The following is a 25,428-nucleotide window of genomic DNA, read 5'->3' on the forward strand; positions in this document are numbered from 1 at the left end:
CATTGTCCCGAAAGCACACTTGCTTAGGATTTAGTTTAGCAAAAATATAGCAATGTGTAAGTATCCCTACAAGACTGTTTCTCCTTTTCGCTTGGAGTATTATTCCGACAACAACTCAAAAAAAACATCACAGCTGCAAAGTTTTGTCAATACATAGTTGCAGAATAATCACTCTGATTGGATACACACATGCATATTATAACTCAATAATAATGATATAAATCATAACCGTTCATGATCAAAATCACAACAAATATTGTTTTCCCATTCTAATTTTGCCTTAAAATTCAAACCATGAATAAAATACTTTTAATTGTACTTACGCTATCTTTTATTACTTCAACAAACGCTCAAACAGACAGTATTCTAATTTTTCAACCGGGACCGGGATTAAATGACGGAACAGACCAAGGTGGTATAAGCGGAGGAAAAGATGTTTATACAAACGAATACATTCCTTCTCAAAATTTTGCAGAAGACAGTGTATTATTCACACTTCCAATAAGTAACTGTAACAACACCCAGATGCGTACGTTTATTCAGTTTGATTTGACGTATCTTCCAACTATTGTTGACTCGGTTTTTGTCGGATTTACACACAAACAACATACTATTTGCTGGAGCAATTGTGTAGCAGACTTTTATTTTGCTGCAATCAATCAGCCGTGGGACGAAACAGTCGTAAATTACAGTAATATGCCTACTTATGGCGCTTCGTTTTATGGTCCTATTAATATATCAGTACCTAATAATTATGGAGTTAGAGAGTATGATATTACGACAATGTATAATCAGTGGAAAAATGGCACAGTTGCATACCATGGTTTTGCCATATACTCTACAACGGTAGGCTGCAACAATGGTTGTGCAATGTTTGCTGCGTATAGCTCTGATGATACAATTCCGGCAAACAGACCTTATTTAAAAATTTATTTTAATCCTGAAAATCAACCGACTCTTTCCGATAGCTTATCAGCACATTATCCCTTTAATGGAAATGCCAATGATGAAAGTGGGAACGGGAATGACGGTACTGTTAATGGAGCTACGCTGGTAGCCGACCGATTTGGAAATCCAAATAGTGCTTATAGTTTTAATGGAATAGACAATCTTATCGAAATAGCAAATAGTATATTACCCAATACTCCCACATCATACTCCATATCAGTTTGGATTAATCCATTCACATCAACTGATGGTAGTATCATTGGAGACCGTTCTTCTTCAAGTTGGGATTACAAATATTTTATGAATACCAATCCATTGAGATTATCTACGAGTTCAAACATTAATACTTGTGTTAACTCCACTTTCTTTGATTCACAAACAGTCAACCTGAATACTTGGCAACACCTTACAGTAACATTAAACACGAGTGACAATACGATAAAATCATACATTAACGGCTCACTGGTTGATTCACACAATGGTTTTTGCTGGCCTAATCAAATGACAGCAACAACCATAGGGGCTTCTCCTAATCCTGCAGGGCAAATTGATTACTATTATAATGGGATTATTGACGATATCAGAATTTACAAACGTGTTTTAACCCAAAGTGAAATTGAAGCTCTTTTCAATGAGAACCAGTGCAGGATTGATCAATCACTTACTCAAAACAACAATATACTTACTGCTAACCAATCGGGAGCAACCTATCAATGGCTGGATTGCGATAATGGCTATACAGAAATGCAGGGAGAAACAAATCAATCCTTTACAGCAACTCAAAATGGTAATTATGCTGTTGAAATAACACAAGGGGTATGTGTAGATACGTCAGCTTGTTATTCGGTATCAAGCCTTGGAATTTTAGAAAACAATCTGGGCACAGACATCACTGTTTATCCAAACCCAACTGAAGGTATGGTGAAAATTGATTTAGGGGAAGCCTTGTCTGAGTTTAATGTTAGTATAATAGATGGAAACGGCAAATTAATTAGACAATCAACCTACAACAACACCAAAATGTTTGAACTGAATTTAGATGTTCAGTCCGGCATCTATTTATTGACAATTAATTCGGGAAATAAAAAGGCAACGATAAGACTGATGAAAAATTAACGATTAGCAATCATAAAAATAAAAACATGAAAAGAAAACAACTTTTTACATTGATAATTGCGATAGCAACAACAATGACTGTTAATGCACAAACTATTGCATTACATTCCACAAACGGAACACAAATTTTTAAAGGTGTAAATGCCCTAAACACAGCTTACACTGCTGCTCAAAATGGCGACACACTCTATCTTTCAGGAGGAAGTTTTACACCTCCATCTGCGTTTGACAAACAATTATTGATTTTTGGGGCAGGGCATTATGTGGATTCAACGATGGCAACGAGTAAATCATTTATTCTGGGAAATGTTGTGTTATCTGGCAATGCCGATAATATAATGATACAAGGTGTAGATATTAATGGAGACTTAAATTTTTCAGTCAATCAAGCGGTTAATAATGTTATCGTTCGTTTTTGCCGTATGAACAACTTCTCTGTAACAGGCTCATCAAACTCCTCACAAAATATTTCCATCATCAATAATGTTATCAGTGGTATAATTTATTTAGAAAATGGTATAAATGCGCTAGTAGCTAACAATATCTTTGGCTATTTTGCTGCTTCCACTAACGGACATATTATTCAAAATAATATTATTCTCACTTCAACTTGTTGGTGGGGAGATTGTAATTTTGGAAGTGGAGACAATAATACGTTTAATAACAACATTATCGTACACAGCAGTACTAAATGGGGCGGAAATGGCAATGTTTTTCAAAACAATGTTTTTGTAAATGCTACCCCATCTTACGGTACTACCTATACCGCACTTAACAACTATGTAAATATACCGCAAGCTGATATCTTTATCAATCAAACAGGTAATGGATTTAATTATGCTCATAACTACCACCTTAAAAATCCAATAACCTATCTCGGAACAGATGGAACAGAAGTAGGTATTTATGGTGGAACTTTCCCTTACAAAGAAGGAGCCGTACCAAGCAATCCGCATATTCAAATGAAAAATATTGCTCCCACAACCGACACAAACGGAGATTTACAAATACAAATTCAGGTGGAATCTCAAGGAAATTAATGGAACACCTTAAAACAATGAATATGAAAAAGATAGCATTTTCAATTTTAACCAGTATGCTTACTCTCATGAGTTTTGTAAGCCTTGCCCAAAATGAAATTAATGGTTACGAATATTGGTTTGATAATGATTATGCGGGAAAAACGACTACGACTGTTGCTGTACCAAAACAGCAATTAACGGTCAATCAGTTGGTATCAACAAGCGGATTAGCTTCAGGAATCCATACGTTAAATTTTCGTTCGTTTGATAAGAATGGCGTTTACAGCAGTGTATCAAGTAGTTTTTTTTATAAAACTTCGCCAATCAGCAACAATCCAAATCCACAAGTTACAGCCTATCAATATTGGTTAGACAACGATTTTGGGAATGCCGTTACCGTAAGCACACCCGCACAACAACAAATCAATATTAACGAATTAATTTCAATGGCTTCAGTTGCAAACGGAATTCATACACTCAATATCCGTTTTAAAGATAATTTGAATATTTGGAGCAGTGTGGCAAGAAGTTTTTTCTATAAAACATCACAGCAAACTGTGGTGCAAAATTATGTTGTAGGCTATCGTTATTGGTTTGACAATAATTTTGCAAATGCTGTTTACACGCCTGTTGTCGCTAATCAGCAAGTAAATGTGATGGATAATCTGGACATGACCCACATATCAAAAGGAAGGCACCAAGTTCATTTTCAGTTTAAAGACACTTTGCAACAATGGAGTGTTGTTGTGACAGATTCTGTAGAAAAAGTTTCATTGCCCATTGCAAATTTCGCTTACACACCACAAGCAAGTTGCGATTCGACCATCGTTCAATTTACCAATTTAAGCGTTGATGGAGATACTTATTTTTGGGATTTTGGTGATGGAACAACGGATACAACTGCTAATCCGACTCACATTTATAACACGATAGGCCACTATTTGGTCAGCTTAACGATTACGGATACGCTTACGGGTGCAGACAATACCTATCAAACATCTCTATTTGTTATAGGAAGTACATCTCATTCGTTTTCAGTTACAGCTTGCAACAGTTACACATCACCAAGCGGAAATTACACCTTTATCACGAGCGGAACATACTATGACACCATTCCAAACCAATGGGGTTGCGACAGTTTACTAATGATTATGGCTACAATTAATCATAGTCCCAGCAACGAAGTTACAAGAGATGGGAATATGTTAACAGCCAATGCAAGTGGAGTAAATTATCAATGGTTGGATTGCGATAATGGTTTCTCTCCATTAGCAAATGAAACAAACCAGAGTTTTACAGCAACAGCTAACGGGAATTATGCGGTTAGAGTTTCTCAAAATAACTGTGCTGACACCTCCATTTGTTATTCGATTACAACGGTTGGAATTTTGGAAAATACATTTAGTAATGACATAATTGTTTATCCAAACCCAACTGATGACATGGTGAAAATTGATTTGGGAGAAGCTTTGTCTGAGTTTAATGTTAGTTTAATGGACGTAAACGGCAAATTGATTAGACAATCAACATATATAAACACCAAAATGTTTGAACTGAATTTGGATGTTCAGTCTGGTGTCTATTTATTGATAATTAATTCGAGAGATAAAAAGGCAACGATAAGACTGGTGAAAAATTAAAATCAATCTCGCATTTACTTTTTAACCATTAAGCTCGGTTTAAAACAAGCCACCATTAGATTGGTAAAGCAGTAATGACACCTAAAAAAGTTATGTAATAATTAGCGCAAACGCTTCAAACTACAACTATCAGGTTTCTTATACCCATCAGAACCAAAGCTTTGAGGATTCGATTTTGTAATGAGTAATAAACCATGCTATTTTGCATGTAAATTAAGATAGATGCAAAAACAACAAGAAATTATAGAGGCTGCTTGGGGAAACAGAGCATTGTTGCAAGACAAAGAAACCTTAAACACGATTGAAGAAATCATTGCAATGCTGGATGAAGGCAAGATTAGAGTAGCTGAACCAAGCAGTAACACAGCAAATGGATGGCAAGTAAATGAATGGGTTAAAAAAGCCGTGATTTTGTACTTCCCTACTAAAAAAATGGAAACCTTGCATGCAGGGGTCATGGAATTTTATGATAAAATTCCACTTAAAAAGAATTTTGAAAAGCTGGGTGTACGCGTTGTTCCTCACGGGATTGCTCGTTATGGAAGTTTTGTTGCACCGGGCGTAATTATGATGCCTTCTTATGTCAATATTGGTGCGTATGTCGATAGTGGAACTATGGTGGACACATGGGCAACGGTGGGGTCTTGCGCTCAGATTGGGAAAAATGTGCATTTGAGTGGAGGCGTAGGTATTGGAGGCGTATTAGAACCCGTTCAAGCATCTCCTGTAATTATTGAAGACAATGCCTTTATTGGTTCGCGCTGCATAGTAGTTGAGGGCGTGAGAATTGGGGAAGAAGCTGTTTTGGGCGCAGGAGTAACCCTAACACAATCAACTAAAATTTTAGATATAACTCAAAAAGAGGTAAAAACATACATTGGCTATGTCCCTCCTCGCTCGGTGGTCATACCCGGTTCTTATGAAAAAGATTTTAACGCAGGCAAATTCCATGTGCCTTGCGCACTTATTATAGGTCAAAGAAAAGAGAGCACAGACAAGAAAACTTCTCTTAACAATGCATTGAGAGATAACGAAGTGGCTGTCTAAATTACAATATGAAAACACTCAAAATCGGTTTTGATGCAAAACGTATTTTTAATAATCACACGGGTTTAGGTGTGTATGGCAGAAATTTAGTCAGTAATTTGACTAAACAATACCCTGCAAACCAATATTTCTTATTTACACCCAAAGAGACTACCCTCTTTCGTCCAAATCCTGTAAACACTGCTGTTATTAAGCCTTCCACGCCTTTTAAAGCATTATGGCGTTCGTACGGAATTAACAAAGAAATAGTGCAAAATAATTTGGATATTTATCATGGATTAAGCAACGAGATACCGTTCAAACTAAGTAAATCTGTCAAATATGTTTGTACCATCCACGATTTGATTTGGCTCAGAATGCCGGAGACATACAAATCTATAGACAGGTATTTTTATACAAAAAAGCTCAAACATGCTTGTACAAACAGTGATATCATCATTGCAACAAGTCATCAGACGGCAAATGACATTCAGGAGTTGATGCATGTTCCGGCACATAAGATTCGCATTGTTTATCAAACAGGACCGGAAATCCCGTCACATATCAGAAGCGACTCACCGCTCGAATCTCCTTATTTCTTCTATCTAAGTTCTTTTCAAGAAAGAAAAAATCATATTCCTTTACTCAAAGCCTTTGCAAACATCAAGGACAAGAGTAACAGAATGTTAGTATTGGCAGGGGCAGAGGGTAATACTTTGAAAGAAGTGCAACAATTTGTTGCATCAAACAAATTACAATCAGACGTAAAAATTCTAACCAATATCAGTGATGTGCAAAAATATTGGTGGCTCAAACATGCGGATGCTTTTGTCTATCCTTCTGCGTATGAAGGCTTTGGCATTCCGCTTATTGAAGCCATGCAACTCGGCATACCATTAATTTTGCATGACATTCCTGTTTTTAGAGAAATTGCAGAAAATACTGCTCAATATTTTTCACTCAAATCCGAAGGCAGCTTAGAGCAAGAATTGATGGATTTCACACATAATAAAGAACCTAATAGTTGTGTTAAAGCACAGATTTTACCAAAATTTTCTCCCGAACATACCAATCAGCAACTTTTTTCCGTTTATGATGAACTAACATCATAACACATAAGAGATTGTATTGTAAAATCTTTCATAGTCCTGTATTTATTTTTTTATCCAAAACACTATATTTCAAACTCTTATGTGCAAATTAACCGACTTGTTTCAAATCAAGACAACTGCTATTTTAAAAAAAAATACGTTAAAATAAGCGACTATATTAAAAACACACTATTTTTGCCGCGCTTTTAGCAACACTAATAAAAAACTCGCATACAATGCAAAACAATCATTTTAAAGTTTTTTTGGGAAACTTGATAAAAAATCTAGTTCTCACTTTCGCTCTTCTCTCCTTCACAAATGCATTTACCCAAACCGGACCAGCAGGCGTGGGCAACTCCAGTTCAAATGTTTTATGGCTGAGAGCCGACCAGGGAGTTTATAAAGATGCAGGCATTAACACAGCAGGCAACAACGACAGTGTTACCAGATGGCAAGACATGTCAGGCAATGGAATTCATGCAAATCAAACCATTGCAACAAAAAGACCTCATTATTATACCAATATCATAAATGGTCTTCCGGCTATTAAATGGACTGCCTCCAAAGGTTCTTTTTTGGAATCTGCCGGAGTTACGACTGCAAACAATGCTTCTATTTGGGTAGTAGGCTCCTTTTCAAGTTTAGCCTCCCCTAATCCGGGTATTCTCCAAGGCAGACCTTCACTTGTTGCCAACCCGGCAGCACCCGGTGACAAATCAATCGGTATGTGGGTAGATCAATCTACTGCAAAAATTTGGGGGCGTGGCATCCAATCTAATGGAACTTCAAGAGATATTGCATTAGGAACTGTAATATCAAGTAATACTTTCTTCATTGCCAATAACATTTATAGAAGCAATAAAATCGACCAATATGTAAATAGTGCATTCTCAAATAACACCACCTCTTTTGACGGCACACTTAAATCTTGGGCAAATATCACAATTGGGATGCAGGCAAATGAATGTTGGAATGGTAATATAGCAGAAGTCATTGTTTTTAATAAAGAACTAAATGAAACAGAGAGAATTATTGTGGACAATTACTTAGCTGCCAAATATGCACTTCCATTATCCACAAACAGCTTGTATGTGCAAGGATTGCCCCTCAATGGGAAATTTGCGTATGAAGTAGCCGGTATTGGCAGAGTTTCTGCAAGCGATTTTCATGATGATGCACAAGGTACCAGTTTTGTCAGAATCAACAATCCGCAAGACCTCAACAATGATGAGTTTTTGATTTGGGGACATAACAATGATGATTTGCTTTCTTCCAATCTATACTCTATGCCTACCAGTGTAAAAGAACGTATAGGAAGAACATGGAGAGTAAATGAAGTAAATACTTCAGGATCTGCTGTGGATGTTGGCGCAATCGATATCATTTGGGATTTAAGTAACCACCCAGGTCCCATTGACCCAAATGATTTAGTATTGATGATTGACAATGATGGAGATTTTTCGAATGCAACTACAATAACCGGGGCTACATCACTTGGAGGACGCAAATATAAATTTTCCGGTGTAACTGCTATCAGCAACAATAGTTACTTCACGCTGGGTACTCTAAATTTCAAACTAACTCCATTGCCTATTGAGTTGCTCTCTTTTAGTGCAAAAAAAATAAACCTTCATGAAGGGCTTGTTCAATGGACAACGGTTGAAGAAGTAAATAATGACCATTTTACACTCTACAAGTCAACAAATGGCGTTGAATGGTTTGAACTCACACAGATACAATCCGAAGGAAACAGTCATTCACAGGTTCAATACGAATTTTTGGATAACAATCTTCAACAGGGAGTAACTTATTATAAACTTACCCAAACCGACAGAAATGGTACTGAGAAACAAGTCGGAATAATCATGCTTGACAATAGCATTACTTATCAAGACATACGATTATATCCCAATCAAGTTGAAAATGAATTGACTATTGAACTCCCAGAGTCAAGCACTGACTTTTTGGTAATGATAACAGACGCAACCGGAAAGACTTCAAATCTTGTGGCAGATTTTACAAATAATTCCATTCTAAAAGCAGATATGTCCTCTTATAAACCAGGTATATACTTTGTGAGAGTAGCGAACAATCAATTCTCTTATTCTTTCAAAATCATTAAGTCCGAATAATAAGATTCAAAACAATCGGATCAGAGTCTATCTTATTTAACGAAAATAAGTTTTTGTGATTATTACCGGTTTAGTGAACGGTTAATATTTCTATATATCGTCCCTAATCTGATATTCAGACCTAACGAATAAAAAGAACTTGTAAATTCATACGAGTTGAAAGGCGAAACACGCAATCCGGTACTGGCATCAATACTGAGCCAGTAGGTAATATTATATTGTGCTCTTATACCCATTTCTATAGGTAGCACAAAAAGTAGTTCGTTGGGTTCCTGCTTTTGATTAATTGTAGTTTTTCTGTTACCAACACCAAACCCAATCATCAAGGGAATATCAAAATCCCATTTTTTAAATCTATGAAAGACATAATCTCCTCCAAAACTAATGTAGGAAAGGTTGGTTGACCTGACAATGGTATCATACACCCCGAGTTTTACTTCTTTTATCTGTCGCCTGTCAACCACTTTGTAAGTTGTATAATATCCCACAAAAACGCTGACTTTCTTTCCATAGTCCAACCCCACTCTGGCTCCATATACTTTGACAGGAATAGTACCCAGAAAGCTGTTTCTGTTGTGAAAACCACCTACAAGCACTCCCTTATTGTTTTTAAGGTAGTAGTTAATTGAATCTGGAAAATTATTGTCTGCGAAAGCAGAGGAACAGAGAATAATAATAAGACATGGAAGGTATTTTAAAAGCCTAAGAGATAATAAAGAGAAGGGTTTAAAAATCTTCTTCATCTATATCGACAGTAACTGGATCTTTCATTATTCTGATGATATCATCAATGAGAGCTTTCATATCTGTATCTATCCCCTTGAGAATCATATCCGTATATTTGACTTTAGTCTTATTTTTTAAATAATATTCCAGATAAACCGAAGTAAATTGCCCCGGCTTTCCGTTTGTAACAGGGTCATAATGAACAATATGCGTAAATTTATATTTGTAGGCATAATCTCTTATCCATAGTTGAAACTTGAATTCATATTCACCAACCTGTGTAAAATTGTGTGCATTAGGATGAATCATCAAAGGAAGTCTTACTTTCATAATAATTCTTTGATTGGTAATATCTTCTATAACCCATCCTTTGGGAAGTTTTTTCCCATCTCCGTATTTTGTCAACAAGTATTTTTTTATTCTGAAGTAGAGTGAATCTGCGGTGCAATATTCACAAGTGCTTTCAACATCATGAATTGCTGTATATGTAACCAGTTTTGTTAAGGTATCCACCGGAATGAAGTCAATTCTTTCATATTTAATTAAAGGTTTTGGTGGAGTGCCTGCATCAACAGTTTCTTCATCAGCATATCCGGCATCAAAACTATCCCCCCAATCACTACTCTCTGCAGAATCAACTTGAGTAGAATCCGAAGATGAATTATCTTCCCATTGTGCATTGGCGTTTGAAAAAGAAAAAATAAACACGAAAAGAAGCATATAGCAAAAGCGCAGACTATGCAGAATATTGTACTTTGTCATTCTATTATTCAGATGTAGGGAGGAATTATGGTCGGCAAATTTAATTAAAAACAAATGTGTCCGTTTTGAAATTTCCCACCTTAACTTTGTCCATGTATAATAACGCATATTATTTGTCTTTATTGAATCAACAATGAGATTACATATAGTCGCACTTTTGTTTTTTTTACTCATTATTGATTTATGTAAACTTCAAAACCAAAAACAATACCAAAACTTAGCAATGGACGCAAACGATAGTCACTCTAACCCCGAGTTAGTACTACCAACCCATCTGACCTTATATCTGAATGCAGATTTAATTAATAAACATTTAGAAGACCTTACTAAATCGGGGATTAAGCTCACAAATTCTAATCAAGCTATTATCTTAGACACTAATAATAAGGGGCTTTATCAAAACCGAAGTATAGGAGAAAATAATCGACTTTCCCTTAAACAAAGTAGTACCTATTTATGGGTCTATACTTAGTAGTCCTATTAATAAAGACACAAAAGAAATGAAGAAAATCTCACGAATCACTCCAGAAAGAAATTCAGGCAAAACCGGAGCGGAACACCTTTGCGATGCTTTCATTTGCAATAACACAAAAAGTACATCATACAACATTCAAAATTATGAAAGATAAGAAAACGAGGTCTTAACCACTAGAATGCTATGTTTAACCTTCCTTCACCACTTCAAAAAATAGAAAGACAAGATTTCTCGCAAAAGGGAATATCTGTCTATGTCAAACGTGACGATTTGATACATGCTTTTGTATCTGGCAACAAGCTGCGCAAACTAAAAGGGTGGTTAAAAGTTGCACAAGAAAAACAGTCACACACCCTTGTTACATTTGGCGGAGCCTATTCCAACCATTTAATTGCCAGTGCTTATGCTGCCACTATATTCGGATACAAGAGCATTGGTATAGTCAGAGGAGATGAGCAACCTGACAACTTAGTTTTGAAGCACTGTAAACTTTTTGGCATGGAACTATTCTATGTGAACAGAGAAAGTTATCGAGACAAGGAGACTTGTTTTGAATCGTTGTTCGGAAAGCACGATGGCTATTTATACATACCTGAAGGAGGTGGCGGGCTACCGGGCAGATTCGGGTTTGAAGAATTTCTACAAGAACCCAATATGTCAGCCGACCACTACGTACTGGCTGCAGGCACCGGTACTTCTGCTAAAGGCATTGCAGACGCTCTTTTCAAACAAAATAATAATCAATCCAAAGTTTGGGCATTAGCTTGTGTAAAAGACAAATCACTCTCAGAACTTGCTGCCAACAATTTAACATTCAGTTTTGAATATGCCGGCAAGGGCTTTGGCAAATTCGATCATGAACATATTGACGTAGCTCAAAATGAATTTAGACAAACCGGGATATTATTTGACCCTGTATATACCACAAAGGCGTGGATGGGTTTATTGGATTTAGTGAAAAATAACACCTTTAAAGAAGGCGAAAAAATAATTTTTGTTCATACCGGTGGACTTACCGGTTGGTGGTCTTTATAAATTCACGGATTTATTTATAGCACATTGAACCTATAAGAATTACTCTTTAGGTACAACATAGACCTTAAAATAGACATCAAACAGCCCCTTTTCCGTAAAGACTCTTATGAGTCTGTAATTGAGCCCTGCCCTACCATTGGAATCAAAATTAAAACTCAACAGTTTGCTTTCTTCAGGATAAAGAAAGAAAGTATCAACATCCGTTTTGGTGCAGCCACAAGTAGGATAAATTTGATTTATGTGTACAATGGTTTCGTAGTGGTTTTTGATAGTAAAAGAAAAATGTGCAATCTCGCCTTCGTTTACACTCCCGATATCGAGTGTATCTCGAGGAAAATCAAATTTCAGCGTGTCGCCATTGACCGCACTTGCCACGCTATGCAATACAAGTAAAAACGTAAAAAGAAAAAAAACCTTTGAGCCTACAGCCCAAAGGTTTTTTGGTTGAAATATTTTAAACATATTCCGACTGAATGGTTTAGTTAACTCTAACGGGTGTCTGTGGCTGTTGTTCAGTCTCTACAACTGTACCTTTGATAGTCAAACGGAATGTTCCATGTGAAGTTTCAACTGTGATAGTTTTAACAAAATTTTGACCTTTGGAAGGTGCAGAATAAACTGCCACTACTGAACCTTTTTTCTTTGGCGCAACGGGCTCCTTGGAATAAGAAGGCGCAGTACAGCCACAACTTGCTCTCACGCTTTTAATTTCAAGGGGTCTGTCTGAGTTATTTGTAAAAAAGAACTCATAACGTGCTTGAGAGTTAGCTTGTACTTCACCAAAATCATGAATTAAGGTTTCAAATTTAACAGAGTCCTCAGAAGTAGGAGGCTCGTTAATGCCATCGGCATAGGATGAAACTGCTGCAAAGCAGAACATTAGTGTAGATAGAATAATTTTTTTCATTTGTGTTGTATTAAAATTTGAATTTAGTTAGATAAGTTTATTTTTTAGAAGGTATTTTGATTTCTGTTGAATTGTTATTATCAGAAACTTCGGCCTCTACCACACCTGTAATCACAAGTTTTACAGAGCCTGCATTAGTTTCCACCGTAACATCTTTCACAAAACTGCCCAATGCTTTTGCATTGTATTCCACTTCAATTTCTGATTTTTTGCCGGGAGCAATTGGTTCTTTGGAATAAATCGGTGTTGTACAACCACAACCTGCTGTTGCTTTGACTATCACAAGATTAGCATTACCTGTGTTTTCAAACACAAATTTAACCTTAGCAGGAACATTCTGCTTAATAGTGCCAAAGTTATGTTTTGTTTTCACAAAAGTAATTTCAGGTCCAAATACGCCCATACTTTCGGTCAAATTATTCTGCCATGTTGCAGGTGTTGTATTATAAATACCCGTGCCCCCTTTGGCAACAATGTTTTGAGCATTGACTTGGTATATAATAGCGGATAATACGAGAACAGATAAAAAGATTTTTTTCATAATGATGTGTTTTTAGAATTTCTTTGCTTCAAATTTCATTCCAAAAGTAAAATGAATTTCGTAAAACCGAAAAAAAAGTTTGGACAGCATTTTCTCAAAGATAAATCTATTGCAGAAAAAGTTGCAACTATCGTTCCACAATCCTTTGATGGGCAAATTTTAGAGATAGGTCCCGGCACGGGAGTACTTACCCGATTTCTCCTGCAAAATCATAAAGAGCAATTATTCCTCAGTGAAATAGACTCAGAATCTGTATCTTATCTAAAAGAAAACCTAATTGATGCGACCGATTGGGACAGGATTATAGAAGGTGATTTTCTCAAAATTGCTAAAGCAATTCTTGGTAACGACAAGTGGTTTGTGATAGGCAATTTTCCTTATAATATTTCATCTCAGATTCTATTCAAAATACTGGAGAACCGCACTAATGTGGAAGGTTTTGGAGGTATGTTTCAAAGAGAAGTTGCCCGCAGAATATGTTCGGCACCCGATTCAAAAGAATATGGTATCTTGTCCGTATTAATGCAAGCGTATTACAAAGTCGAATATTGTTTTACGGTTTCAGAAGATGTATTCAATCCGCCACCCAAAGTCAAAACGGGGGTTATAAAAGGCTTTCGATATAGAACTCAACTTGAGGAATGTTCGGACAGTTTACTTTTCGATGTAGTTAAAACTGCTTTTAACCAAAGAAGAAAAACGCTCAACAATTGCCTGAAAAAATTTCAAATACCGGCAGGGGAGCTTGAAAGTACCGGGTTTGCAAAATTGCGACCCGAGAATCTCAGTGTTGAAGATTTTATTAAAGTTACGCAAATGATTGAAAAGAGTAGAAATAAGTGATGGTCTTATTTCATTATACGCCATCTTATAATAGACATTTCCTTGTCGGCACTATTCTTTTATCTCAACCTCTATGCTATGCAGTTCGCACACATTGAAAAACCCAACGACCGGCATCGCATTTGGGTCGTTTTGCTTGAAATTGGTTCGAACATTAACCGGTGGAGGCGCAAACATTCCACCATTCTGCATTTGTTGCTGAGCCATGCCTAAATATAAGTGAAAATCGTCCGATATTCCCAAAATTTCAATTTTGACTTTTTCACCGATTTGATAAGACTTCTCAAAATCATTTGTACCCATAATTGAAATGGGAAACAGAAATTCTTGACTATCTGAGAATGCTTGTTCAAAACCGGCATCATAAGAAATATTAATTTTAGAAGGATTATTCATAAACACCCCATTTCTGTATGTTCTAATCCAATAATAATCACCGGGTCCCTGCAAATCCCTTGCATGCATGGTTACAAAATATCCTTTCCGGTTCTCATTATATTTATAGGTAATGGAATCCACAGCAGGGCTTCGCATCATTGTGCTTTGAGCAGAATATATCGTAGCACCTTTATATACATTCAATACAAAGTGTGCATTTTTAACAAAAGTATCTGCCCCCATCGGAGTGTAAACATAAGTGCCGATTTGCATGGGAACAAAAACAAATCTATTTCCATAATTATCCGTCATGATAACAGAGTCAACAGCAAACGCAGGATAGTTGCCATTATTATCAAAATAAGCAATAGACTGTGAAACCTTAATGGTCTGAGGTTTGTGATCATTGGTTAAAATTGCATCAATACAAAGTTGAGGGTCGGTGTTTTTCACCTTAACTTCTACTACATCCTCACAAGAAGCAAATATCAGCAAAGAACTGATGAACAAGAGACGGTATAGAGTCAATATTCTCATGTGTTCCTAAAAATTAAAATTGTAAGTAATAGCGGGCACTGCTCTACCCAACACAGAGAATCGAACGGCTTGTGTTTGCATATAGTCTTCCGGGTTTGGTTGGAAATAAATTGAGAATGGATTTCTTCGCGCATATACATTATATACTGAAAATACCCAATTACTCTCCCATCTTTTTCTTTTCTTTCCCTGAATCGTAATAGACAAGTCAAGACGATGATAAGGTGGAATTCTATAATTATTTCTGGCATCATCGGCTATATTTGGGATAATATATCCCTGAAAATTAAATTTATTCGTAGGGAAAGTTGCCGGTGTCCCGGTATAAAAAACAAAATTGCCGGAGGCGCTGATTCTCTTTGTGATTTCATATATCATCACAAGGTTTAGGTTATGCGCCCTGTCAAAGCGTGCAGGATACCATTTACCCCTGTTAATTCCTTCAACCAATCTTTCGCTTCTTGCTAAGGTATAGCTAATCCATCCGGTAAGTTTTCCGCTGTGTTTTCTCACAAAAAACTCTGCACCATACGCCCTCCCTTTTCCAACCAACAAATCACCCTCTAAAAATTCATTCAACAACAAATCAGCATTGTCAATATAATCCACCTGATTTTGCAATGATTTATAATAAAACTCTACTGAAGTTTCCCATTTATCATCCTGAAAATTTCTAAAATAACCTGCTGCATACTGATTGGCAATCTGTCCGGGAATGTTATTGGTTGCGGGTGTCCACACATCCAATGGAATAGAAGCTGTAGTGTTAGAAATTAATTGAAGATATTGAGACATTCTGTTAAAACTCAGTTTGATGGATGAAAATGAATCCAACGTATATGTTATAGCTAATCGGGGTTCAATGTTTCCATACGATGCAATTGAATGCAACCACCCTACTTTCTCAGTTTTTTCTAAGGGTTTGCGAATATTGGCAGTCGTATCTCTGTAATAATAAGTAGTTCCTTTGCCCACATAATTAAAATGAGAATAGCGTAAACCATAACGTAAATTCAGTTTCTTATTGATCTTGTGTTCAAAATCGGTATAAACCGCATTTTCCCATGAATATCTATTATCCAAAGTTCTGGAACTTATCACTCCATTCAAATTTGTGTGTGAAGTACCGGGAACAAAGGTGTAGAATATTGACTGACCGCCAAAGTTCATCACAAAATCAGGGTTGAAATAGTAACTAAACTCAGGTTTAATGCTATAGTTAATAATATTAGATTTCCAATCAAAACCGGATTCTCCCATTTTTACATCAATTTTATAATCATACTTGCTGTAATAGGCGGTCAAATTAGAAAAAAGACGGTTGTTAAACACTTTATTCCATCGAGCCGTGACAGTTTGGTTACCCCAATCAAAACCAAAAATATCAGATGCTGAAAAAACATCTCTACCTAAATACGCTGAAAGAAAGATACGGTTATTTTTATTTATAAAATAATTGCCCTTTGCAGTAAAGTCATAATAGTAAAAACGGCTGCCTTGCAACTCCTTTTTCATAAAAGGTTTAGCCAACACATCCACATAACTTCTTCGTCCTGCAATAATAAAAGAGCCTCTATTTCGAACTATTGGTCCTTCTAAGGCTAGACGACTAAAAATCACACCAATACCGCCAGTGCCTTTGTATTCTTTAAGATTACCCTCTTTCATCCTCACGTCCAAAATCGAGGCGAGTCTCCCACCATATACTGCAGGAATACCTCCTTTGATGAGTTTAACATCCATCACCGCATCGGGATTAAATACAGAGAAGAAACCAAACAAATGTGCAGAGTTAAAAACAGGTGCTTCATCCAAAAGCACAAGATTTTGGTCAACTGAACTTCCACGCACATTAAAACCTGTAGCGCCCTCACCTACCGTAGTAACACCCGGCATCAATTGAACTACTCTCACTAAATCCACTTCACCCAAAAAAGCGGGTATTTTTTGAATTGTTTTTATGTTCAATTTTACTGAACTCATATCTGTAGATTTAATATTTTCAGATTTTCGTGTTGATTTGACATCAGCGCTTTCCAGCACTTTTGACATAGGACTTAATTCAACATTGAGAGAGATATTTTGGGTAATATTTCTCACTACTACCTTGTCATGATAACCTACATAAGAAAATCTAAATGTATATTTACCATGTGGAATACTCAACGAGTAATAGCCATAGGCATTTGCTGCTGCTCCTTGCGCAAGCTCTTCAACATAGACAGTAGCTGCTATGAGTGATTCACCACTGGCAGAATCTTTCATATAACCACTAATGCTAAATTTAGTTTGGCTAAAAGCACTCGTAGTAACAAGCAAAATAAAAATAAGTAGCAATCTCTTGCGCATACGCCTATAAATAAATAGGTTGCAAAAATATTATAATACCTTACTCACTTTAGCAAATACGACAAAAAAGCAAAGCATACGATATAACTAAATTCTATTAGCTTATTAATGATGGATAGAAATTCCAATCCATAATATGTATATCTTTGCCGACCAATTCCAATGTTTGCACTTCTCAACTTAAATGAGTTATTTGCAGTAATTATCCCCCCGATAATTCTGTTTCTCCTTTATATTGTATTAGCGAAAAAATTCGGCATTTACGACAACCCCATCGGAAGAAGTTCTCATTTCCAAAAAACAATTACAGGAAGTGGTATTGTTTTTTCCATTAGCCTTGCTATTACTGCCTTACTGACAAATATTCAAATCAACAACACGTTTTGGATTGGTTTAACTTTGTTGGTTATTGTAAGCTTTATAGATGATTTAATTTTTATAAAAAATTCATATAGGTTTATTGTTCAAATCATTGTAATAGGATTACTGGTATCTACAATCCCTGTGTCAGACACATACAACAGCTTCGCTGAAAAACTTCCTATATGGATTGGGGCTACTATTTTTGGTGTATGCATCATCAATGGTTTTAATTTCATGGACGGTATCAATGGAATGTTGGCTTCTAATACCTTGGTTATTTTAATCAGCCTGACCTACCTCAACTTTACATTAACAGACGCAGAAGGCCATCTGATACAATTTGCAAATCCTCTATTTATCTATTCATTTTTGGCATCCGTTGCCATATTCCTTTTTTTCAACTTAAGATATCATGCCAAAATGTTTATGGGCGATGCCGGCAGTGTTGGCATAGCATTTTTGGTGATTTATTTAGTATTCATGTTGATTTCCAAGACGGGAAACATAACCTACATACTGCTATTTTCGGTTTTAGGTATTGACTCGGGACTAACTGTTATTTACAAACTAATTTTAAAAGAGAATATTTTTGTTCCACATAGGGATTTTCTGTTTAAAAAATTGGTTCATATAGGCAAATTCAAACACATTCAGGTATCTCTGAGTTATGCAATGATTCAAGCATTGATAAACATCATTATTATATTGTTTCCTTGGGGCAAGAGTATTTATACACAGATCTCGATTGTTTTTATATTAATTGCTGCACAAATTACCACTTATATCATAGTGCGTAACAGATTTACAAAAACGAGAATTGTAAAAATGATGTCTCATAAATAATACAAATGTTCAATCCCAAATTGAACAACACATTCTTTCATTATAAGGCTAAAAGAGTGCACCCTATTTCTTAATAACAACAAGGACTCATCACATTTTTTCAATACAACTATATTTACTTAACACATTTGTTTGTTTTATTCGTATTGCAAGCGTTGTTCACAAGTCAATATTAGAAATAAAAAACAGTTTAAATATTTTTCTACCTTCGCACCCAATTTTAACGAATCAAAAAACTATAATATGAAAAAAAACCCACTAAACCTTACTTTAGTTGCTTTTGCGCTTTTTTATTCGAACGTATCTCTTGGTCAAGAGAAAAGGAACTTCGTTTCTCCAAACGACCCCGCATTGCAAGCGGAATACTCTTATGACAATCCTGCACGCCATTGCTACCATTTAGGTGTTAATATTGGAGTGGCAGGGCTACAACCCCAACCATCTCTCTTTTGGCAAGTTACAGGGAGCTATTCTCCTAAACATTTTATTTTTATGGGTAAGTACCAAAATGATATGCTGATAGATTTGTTAACCGGCAAGAAAGAAAACAAATATATTAAGGTAGGGGGACAGAAAGAATTTGCAAAAAAAATGAACCCCTTAAATGAAATTGAATTTTCAGTTGGTTATAATTTTAAAGATGAAATAGTAAAAGAAGATGTTTCACCCACTATTGGTATTGATGTAACCGGCACTAGTATTTCTGGCAATGTCCAAACAACCTACTACTATGCTTACTATACCAATTATGAAGTTTCAACAAGATATACATCCGGATTGAATTTAGGAATGATTATGGGTAGTGCGACCATGAGTTACGATACTTCAAAAGCAAAGTTAGGTTCTAATAGAATATCTTTCGAAGATCCTTCAACTGCACCTCCATTCGGTTATATCATACCCTATAAAACTACTACTTTTACATTAGGATATATATCTACCGTTACATCGGGTTATAAAGCTAAATTCCAATATAAATCCTTAAGAAGAACCAAGTTTCGCAGTGATGCCACTTACATTATGGGATGCGATTTGCTCTACGCACCATTGATTACAAGGTCTGATGAAGCTTTTTACACCGATACTTCAAATTCGACAATTGTTTTGTCGTCCAAAATTAAGGATGCAAAACTCTCTCGTTTTGGGTTTAGAATGTATACTATTAGAGCACGTAAAAACATTCCTGGTCTATATTATACAGCTGAATTAGGCTTTAGACCCGGAATATACTATGATAAACGCTGGGAAACAGACCCCGATGCTAGCGCTTGGGATAAGACATTTAATAAAATCGGAAAATTTATTCTGACTCCTCCATGGTATATGAAGTTTGGTATTGGATTTAGTATCTAAAGATAATTGCTCTCAATATAAGCACCCTATACAGATTATCCTTTGGGAAGTAAAATTAACTCCTTGAGTTATCTGCTCTGAATTTCGACTTGATATTTGTTTTAAACTGTTGCTATATGTTTTATTTTTTGCAAAAAAACGTAGATAATTTGCTAAACAGTTAGTGCCTAATACAGGTTTAAAACTGGCAATTTGGACGTAAAAATATGTTTCGATTTTGTGCATAGTTTTTCTTGCATTGTATAATTTATTCAATGTATTTCACGCCTTGAATTGAGAATCAACAATAATGGAGTCAAGCCCCAAATACGAACAACTATATTTAGATGGTCCGCGCAGCAGATGGTATGAATTAAAATTCACCTATCGTGTTTTTAAAGAGTTTATCCGTGGATATCGCACCTTACACTTTGCCGGTCCCAGTGTTGCAGTATTTGGTTCTGCTCGTTTTAAACCAGAACACCCCTATTACAAATTAGGCGAAGAAATAGGTAAAAGGCTTGCTGAGATGGGTTTTGCAGTCATGACAGGTGGAGGACCCGGCATTATGGAAGCCGCATGCAAAGGGGCTCATGAAGCAGGTGGCAAAGCCATTGGCTGTAATATTATCTTACCCTATGAACAACACCCCAATCCCTACGCCAATATTCAGGTTAATTTTAAATATTTCTTTGTAAGAAAAGTTTTGATGTTCAAATACTCTTTCGGCTTCATTATATTACCAGGTGGTATTGGCACAGGAGATGAAATGTTTGAAGCCATGACACTCATTCAAACTCAGAAAATCGAAGGATTCCCGATTGTATTAATGGGTAAGGAATTCTGGGAGGGCACAATTAAACAATTAGATGATTTTGACAAAGCAGGTACTGCACATTGGGATGAGATACCTTCATTCAAAATTACGGACGACATAAATGAAGCACTGAAATTCATTAACGACCATGCAATCAAGAAATTCGGGCTTGTCAAAAAAGAATTCACTCCTAAACCATGGCTTTTTGAAAAAGCAGGAATGTAATCATGCACAACGTTTCAATGTATGACATCTTGGTTAGGATTGCCAAAAGCAAGGACACAAATCCTGATTATCTTATGCTGATGGTGCAACGTCTCAGACCAATTGACTATAAAAACACAGCTTATGCCGTAGACAGGTTTAATGATTTGATTTTCATTCTCGAGAAGGACGAATATCTCCTATCAGGATTGCGAACTTATATTCACAGGTTATTAAAAAACAGAAAATTCAGTTCTCTGATTGCGGATTTAGGGATAATCTCATCTGGCGGTTTTAGAAGGGAAATATTCAAAAGATTTTATCATAAGATTTTGCCTATACAACCGGCTGAAAACAGCATGGAGTATTTGGCTACCAATATCTTTTATCACCGCAAAGACCACCGTTGGTTTTCAGCATTGGAAGAAAAAAGTTGGCGTAAATTTTTTGATTTACTCAATATCAAACCATTGTCTGAGTGTGATAATGACAGTTTTGCCGTCAATGAAGTTTTGTTTTCGATTGATCTACTTGCTTTGCGAATATCAGGAACAGCTATGGACTACTCATTGCTGCGAATGCTCCCTGAGTATGCCGGGTTTGACAGTCCTTTTATCAGCCTGCAAAAAGACATTTCGGTTATGATTGAATCCTTTAAGACCGGCACGCAACCAAGAACTGAAGACGACATAAATGTCAAACAAGTCCGAATCTTAATCAAACAATGTAAAGATTATTTGACAAAAGCTTTGGGAAATAAAGACCGTTATGGAATAAATTTTTTTACTACTATTAAGTTTGTACGGCTTCAGCAACAACTTGACAGACTTGAGATGTTGCTCAACTATTTAATAGACAACAAAGAGCAAAAAGATACACATATTAAGACAGTCCATTTTCTCAATCAAATCATTCGCCTGAATGCTAAGAAGAACAACATCAGAGAGTTTTGGCGCACTTCTACCAACCTTGTTGCATATCAAATTACACAACACACAGGCACTACAGGAGAGCATTATATCACCGAAAACCGAAGTGAATACAAGAAGATGTTTTATTCTGCTGCCGGAGGAGGTGTAGTGGTTGGATTTCTTTGTATTTTCAAAGCACAGTTGTCAAATATTGACACGAGTCTTTTCGGGCAAGCATTTTTGTACAGTATAAATTATGCCTTAGGATTTATTGCCATTTATCTCTTTCATTTCACACTTGCCACCAAACAACCTGCGATGACGGCTGCAACCCTTGCCAAAGCACTCAAACCGGAACATAAAGGCTCGGTGAGTTACTCAAACTTTGCTGATTTATTTGCTCGTTTATTTCGCTCACAATTCATTGCATTTGTGGGTAATGTGTTTCTTGCTTTTCCTGTTGCTATTGGACTATTTTTAATTTGGAAATACATTTTTGGTTCAGATTTTCTTACTGTTGAACACAGCCGACAGATGCTGGATGATGTTAATTTTATTAAATCCAAGGCAATACCACATGCCGCATTAACAGGAGTTTTCCTCTTCTTGAGTGGTCTGATTTCCGGCTATTATATCAATCGAAATATTCATGACAGAATCTCTCTGAGAATCAGGAAGCACCCTATTTTGCGAAAATTTTTCCCCGATAAGTCGCTTGACAAATTTGCATCAATTTATGACAAACATATAGGTGGAATTGCCGGCAATTTCTGGTTTGGAGTGATGCTTGGCACAACGGGTACTATTGGAGTGTTTTTTGGATTGGATTTGGGAATTCGACATATCACATTTGCTGCCGGCAACTTTGGATTGGCATTGTTAGGGCTTAACTTTAACATTACTATTTGGGATATATTGATTGCGGTTTTATGTATAGGTTTGATTGGCTTTTTCAACTTTATTGTAAGTTTTGTCTTATCTATGTTTGTGGCTTTGCGTTCGCGCAACTTGAGGCTTTTTGACATTAAACCCATCTTTTTTGCAATATGGACAAGATTCAAACAGAGCAAACGTGATTTTTTTCTTCCTCCACCCAAAAAAGTCTATGCTATCAGGGAAGAATCTGAATCTATTATTGAAGAGAACAGAAATGAGTCTTGAGTTTTATCTTCACATTCCTTACTACATTTGCCCACAATGAAAATACTCGTAGTCAGATTCAGTTCAATAGGCGACATCGTTTTGACTTCGCCTGTACTACGTTGTATCAAAGAGCAAATCAAAGGTGCGGAACTACATTTTGCTACCAAATATCAATACCAATCTATATTCGAGTTCAACCCATATATTGACAAACTGCATCTGCTTGCAGACGATTACAGTTCATTTGCCCGACAACTAAAAAAAGAAAAATTTGACTTTGTTGTGGACTTGCATCACAATCTGCGAACATTCAGATTAAAATCTATTTTGAGAACAAAATCAGCAAGTTTTGATAAACTTAACTTTCAAAAATGGTTAACAGTTCGCACTTGTAACAAAAAACACATGCCTAAAATTCACATTGTGGACAGGTATCTAAATGCAAGCAAATCCTTGGGAATAGTGAATGACGGCAAAGGTTTGGAATATTTCTGCGGAGATACAAAATTGCCGCCTGAAATTGAACCCCATCTGCATCAACTCTACCATGCTGTAGCTATTGGTGGCACATATTTTACTAAAAGGATGCCGGTTGATAAACTGACTGAGTTACTCAAAAAATCCACTCAATTGCTTATTTTGTTAGGCGGAAAGGAAGATTTTGAAAGAGGGCAAGATTTAGCTCTAAAGCTTCAAGGACAAGGCGTTATCAACTTGTGCGGACGTTTGACAATTAACCAAAGCGCTCTTGTAATTAAAAATTGCCTTAAACTTATTACTCACGACACCGGTTTGATGCATATCGGTGCTGCCTTTGACAAACCCATTATTTCCATCTGGGGCAACACAATTCCTGAATTTGGCATGACACCCTATTACTCCGACAACAGCAAAAACGCAAGTCAAAGCGTTATATTAGAAGTTGAAAATCTGTATTGTCGTCCATGTTCCAAACTAGGATTCGACCATTGTCCAAAAGGGCATTTCAGATGTATGAATGATATTGATTTCCACCATGTCCAACTTTAACCCTGAAAAACCAATTTTACTAAAAACCGAAGATGGCAGCCACACGCTCTATCTTCCGCAATTGGACGAAACCTATCACAGCAACACAGGAGCGCTTACAGAAAGTATTCACGTGTATATTAACCACGGGTTTCGTTGCATTGAGCAAACTCATACAATAAAGATATTGGAAGTAGGTTTTGGAACAGGGATGAACGCGATGTTGACATTGATTGAAGCAAATAAAAAACAACAATCGGTGGCATATCACACCTTGGAACCCTACCCCATCCCAATAGAATTAATTTCGAATATTAATATGGGGTTTATTTCGGAACAGGAGGAAATGAGGCAAATCTTAACACAACTTCATACACAAACAGAAAATACAGAATTAGAGCTAACTCCTAATTTTCATTTTACACGTTGGCGTACAAGTATTCAAGAGTTTGACGCTCCACCGGAATCCTTTGACCTGATTTATTATGATGCATTTGCTCCGCGAAAACAACCCGAGATGTGGGATTTTACTGTACTTCAAAAATGTGCAAACTTGTTGCGCAAAGGAGGCATTTTTATCACTTATTGTGCAAACGGGCAGTTTAAACGCAATATGAAATCATTGGGAATGACATTGTCAAATCCACCGGGTATTGGACCCAGAAGAGAAATCACGCAGGCAACAAAAGGTTAAAATTTCACTCCAACTCTCGCCTATCAGACGCATCAATAGGATTATCTGAGTCCTCTCTCATACTGTCATGACCCATTTGATTGAGATATGCCAATGTAAAATTGTCTGTTGCACTGGTCATCAACCAAGAGTTTCCACGTTTTCTGAAAATCTGAACTATCACACCAAACAACTCTCTAAAACTCATTTCAACCTCTGAAACTGTGCTACTGTCATTAATAGAAATAACTCCGTCAATTCCTTTGCCGCCCAAATCTGACAGTGTGGACTCATAATCGCTTACCCGCTCATTTGATGTATAGTTTTCGTCTTTGTTGAGGTCAATAAAGAAATCAATCTTCAAAGAATCAAATTTCTGGTGAAAAGCAGTTTTAATCTCCTGCAAGGTTGTTTGTGGCGTGATTGTGATACTCATAAAATACAAATTTAATTTATTGCAAAGTAGCGCAATTTTGCTCATACAAAAAATGACATGAATCATAATATGTATGAAATTAAGAACGCATTGGAATAAATAATGAAAAGCGAATATTTAGTTCTTCATATTTAGGAACTTAAAAAGTTACCTTTGCCACAACAAAAATT

The 25,428-nt window shown here is 36.3% G+C and carries 23 protein-coding genes; 15 read left to right on the top strand and 8 right to left on the bottom strand.

The features are described from left to right. Window positions 1-294: 294 nt before the first annotated feature. The 6 genes from M9892_00280 to M9892_00305 all read left to right on the top strand — a co-directional run bounded on the left by M9892_00280 (window position 295) and on the right by M9892_00305 (window position 8,975). Window positions 295-2,064, top strand: coding sequence for a DNRLRE domain-containing protein (locus M9892_00280; GenBank protein MCO5252785.1), 1,770 nt, complete (start codon window positions 295-297; stop codon window positions 2,062-2,064). Between the two features lie 26 nt (window positions 2,065-2,090). Continuing rightward, window positions 2,091-3,104, top strand: a complete 1,014-nt coding sequence (locus tag M9892_00285; protein ID MCO5252786.1) for a hypothetical protein — start codon at window positions 2,091-2,093, stop codon at window positions 3,102-3,104. A gap of 23 nt (window positions 3,105-3,127) precedes the next feature. Then, the gene (locus M9892_00290) at window positions 3,128-4,726 is read left to right on the top strand and encodes a PKD domain-containing protein (GenBank protein MCO5252787.1); all 1,599 of its coding nucleotides are present in this window, start codon (window positions 3,128-3,130) and stop codon (window positions 4,724-4,726) included. A gap of 222 nt (window positions 4,727-4,948) precedes the next feature. Then, window positions 4,949-5,773 carry a 2,3,4,5-tetrahydropyridine-2,6-dicarboxylate N-succinyltransferase gene (locus tag M9892_00295; GenBank protein MCO5252788.1) on the top strand — a complete coding sequence of 275 codons (825 nt, stop codon included), beginning with the start codon at window positions 4,949-4,951 and terminating at the stop codon, window positions 5,771-5,773. An 8-nt stretch (window positions 5,774-5,781) separates the two neighbouring features. Next, window positions 5,782-6,864 carry a glycosyltransferase family 4 protein gene (locus M9892_00300; protein MCO5252789.1) on the top strand — a complete coding sequence of 361 codons (1,083 nt, stop codon included), beginning with the start codon at window positions 5,782-5,784 and terminating at the stop codon, window positions 6,862-6,864. 251 nt (window positions 6,865-7,115) lie between these two features. Next, window positions 7,116-8,975, top strand: coding sequence for a T9SS type A sorting domain-containing protein (locus M9892_00305; GenBank protein ID MCO5252790.1), 1,860 nt, complete (start codon window positions 7,116-7,118; stop codon window positions 8,973-8,975). Between the two features lie 62 nt (window positions 8,976-9,037). Here the strand turns inward: M9892_00305 and M9892_00310 are convergent, their stop codons facing one another. Both M9892_00310 and M9892_00315 read right to left on the bottom strand, forming a co-directional pair. Next, a complete protein-coding gene (locus tag M9892_00310) occupies window positions 9,038-9,718 on the bottom strand; it encodes a hypothetical protein (protein MCO5252791.1) in 681 nt (226 codons plus the stop codon). Beyond that, a complete protein-coding gene (locus M9892_00315; protein MCO5252792.1) occupies window positions 9,702-10,463 on the bottom strand; it encodes a hypothetical protein in 762 nt (253 codons plus the stop codon). Before M9892_00315 ends, M9892_00310 begins: the two co-directional genes overlap by 17 nt. A 223-nt stretch (window positions 10,464-10,686) precedes the next feature. Here M9892_00315 and M9892_00320 point away from each other — a divergent pair, with 223 nt between their 5' ends. Both M9892_00320 and M9892_00325 read left to right on the top strand, forming a co-directional pair. Next, a complete protein-coding gene (locus tag M9892_00320) occupies window positions 10,687-10,935 on the top strand; it encodes a hypothetical protein (GenBank protein MCO5252793.1) in 249 nt (82 codons plus the stop codon). Window positions 10,936-11,121: 186 nt separating this feature from the next. After that, window positions 11,122-11,973, top strand: a complete 852-nt coding sequence (locus M9892_00325; GenBank protein ID MCO5252794.1) for a pyridoxal-phosphate dependent enzyme — start codon at window positions 11,122-11,124, stop codon at window positions 11,971-11,973. 39 nt (window positions 11,974-12,012) lie between these two features. Here the strand turns inward: M9892_00325 and M9892_00330 are convergent, their stop codons facing one another. Genes M9892_00330 through M9892_00340 form a run of 3 tightly spaced genes read right to left on the bottom strand, consistent with a single transcriptional unit; the run spans window position 12,013 to window position 13,421 of the window. After that, the gene (locus tag M9892_00330) at window positions 12,013-12,435 is read right to left on the bottom strand and encodes a DUF1573 domain-containing protein (GenBank protein MCO5252795.1); all 423 of its coding nucleotides are present in this window, start codon (window positions 12,433-12,435) and stop codon (window positions 12,013-12,015) included. A gap of 16 nt (window positions 12,436-12,451) precedes the next feature. Further along, window positions 12,452-12,880 (bottom strand): DUF1573 domain-containing protein, encoded by a 429-nt coding sequence (locus M9892_00335; protein MCO5252796.1) that lies wholly within the window; start codon window positions 12,878-12,880, stop codon window positions 12,452-12,454. A 37-nt stretch (window positions 12,881-12,917) separates the two neighbouring features. After that, window positions 12,918-13,421 carry a DUF1573 domain-containing protein gene (locus tag M9892_00340; GenBank protein MCO5252797.1) on the bottom strand — a complete coding sequence of 168 codons (504 nt, stop codon included), beginning with the start codon at window positions 13,419-13,421 and terminating at the stop codon, window positions 12,918-12,920. 51 nt (window positions 13,422-13,472) lie between these two features. Between M9892_00340 and rsmA the strand changes: the two genes are divergently transcribed. Further along, window positions 13,473-14,264: a 16S rRNA (adenine(1518)-N(6)/adenine(1519)-N(6))-dimethyltransferase RsmA gene (gene rsmA / locus M9892_00345; protein ID MCO5252798.1), complete on the top strand. Its 792-nt coding sequence runs from the start codon at window positions 13,473-13,475 to the stop codon at window positions 14,262-14,264. A gap of 51 nt (window positions 14,265-14,315) precedes the next feature. Here the strand turns inward: rsmA and M9892_00350 are convergent, their stop codons facing one another. Together M9892_00350 and M9892_00355 are read right to left on the bottom strand one after the other, a co-directional pair. Continuing rightward, on the bottom strand, window positions 14,316-15,179 hold the full coding sequence (locus tag M9892_00350; protein ID MCO5252799.1) for a DUF4249 domain-containing protein: 864 nt from the start codon (window positions 15,177-15,179) through the stop codon (window positions 14,316-14,318). Window positions 15,180-15,185: 6 nt separating this feature from the next. Then, window positions 15,186-17,528: a TonB-dependent receptor gene (locus M9892_00355; protein ID MCO5252800.1), complete on the bottom strand. Its 2,343-nt coding sequence runs from the start codon at window positions 17,526-17,528 to the stop codon at window positions 15,186-15,188. A 162-nt stretch (window positions 17,529-17,690) separates the two neighbouring features. Between M9892_00355 and M9892_00360 the strand changes: the two genes are divergently transcribed. From M9892_00360 to mnmD, 6 genes are all read left to right on the top strand, one after another. Continuing rightward, window positions 17,691-18,734: a UDP-GlcNAc--UDP-phosphate GlcNAc-1-phosphate transferase gene (locus M9892_00360; GenBank protein MCO5252801.1), complete on the top strand. Its 1,044-nt coding sequence runs from the start codon at window positions 17,691-17,693 to the stop codon at window positions 18,732-18,734. A 243-nt stretch (window positions 18,735-18,977) separates the two neighbouring features. Beyond that, window positions 18,978-20,087, top strand: coding sequence for a hypothetical protein (locus M9892_00365; protein ID MCO5252802.1), 1,110 nt, complete (start codon window positions 18,978-18,980; stop codon window positions 20,085-20,087). A 289-nt stretch (window positions 20,088-20,376) separates the two neighbouring features. Then, a complete protein-coding gene (locus M9892_00370) occupies window positions 20,377-21,108 on the top strand; it encodes a TIGR00730 family Rossman fold protein (GenBank protein MCO5252803.1) in 732 nt (243 codons plus the stop codon). A gap of 2 nt (window positions 21,109-21,110) precedes the next feature. Further along, the gene (locus tag M9892_00375) at window positions 21,111-23,159 is read left to right on the top strand and encodes a site-specific recombinase (GenBank protein ID MCO5252804.1); all 2,049 of its coding nucleotides are present in this window, start codon (window positions 21,111-21,113) and stop codon (window positions 23,157-23,159) included. 36 nt (window positions 23,160-23,195) lie between these two features. After that, a complete protein-coding gene (locus M9892_00380) occupies window positions 23,196-24,170 on the top strand; it encodes a glycosyltransferase family 9 protein (GenBank protein MCO5252805.1) in 975 nt (324 codons plus the stop codon). Next, entirely contained in the window at window positions 24,157-24,843 is a 687-nt protein-coding gene (gene mnmD / locus M9892_00385; GenBank protein MCO5252806.1) for a tRNA (5-methylaminomethyl-2-thiouridine)(34)-methyltransferase MnmD, read from the top strand. Before M9892_00380 ends, mnmD begins: the two co-directional genes overlap by 14 nt. A gap of 4 nt (window positions 24,844-24,847) precedes the next feature. Here mnmD and M9892_00390 read toward each other — a convergent pair whose 3' ends face one another. After that, window positions 24,848-25,258: a hypothetical protein gene (locus tag M9892_00390; protein MCO5252807.1), complete on the bottom strand. Its 411-nt coding sequence runs from the start codon at window positions 25,256-25,258 to the stop codon at window positions 24,848-24,850. Between the last annotated feature and the right edge of the window lie 170 nt (window positions 25,259-25,428).

It is taken from the genome of Bacteroidota bacterium, from assembly GCA_023957335.1.
In the GTDB taxonomy this organism is placed as follows: domain Bacteria; phylum Bacteroidota; class Bacteroidia; order NS11-12g; family UBA955; genus JALOAG01.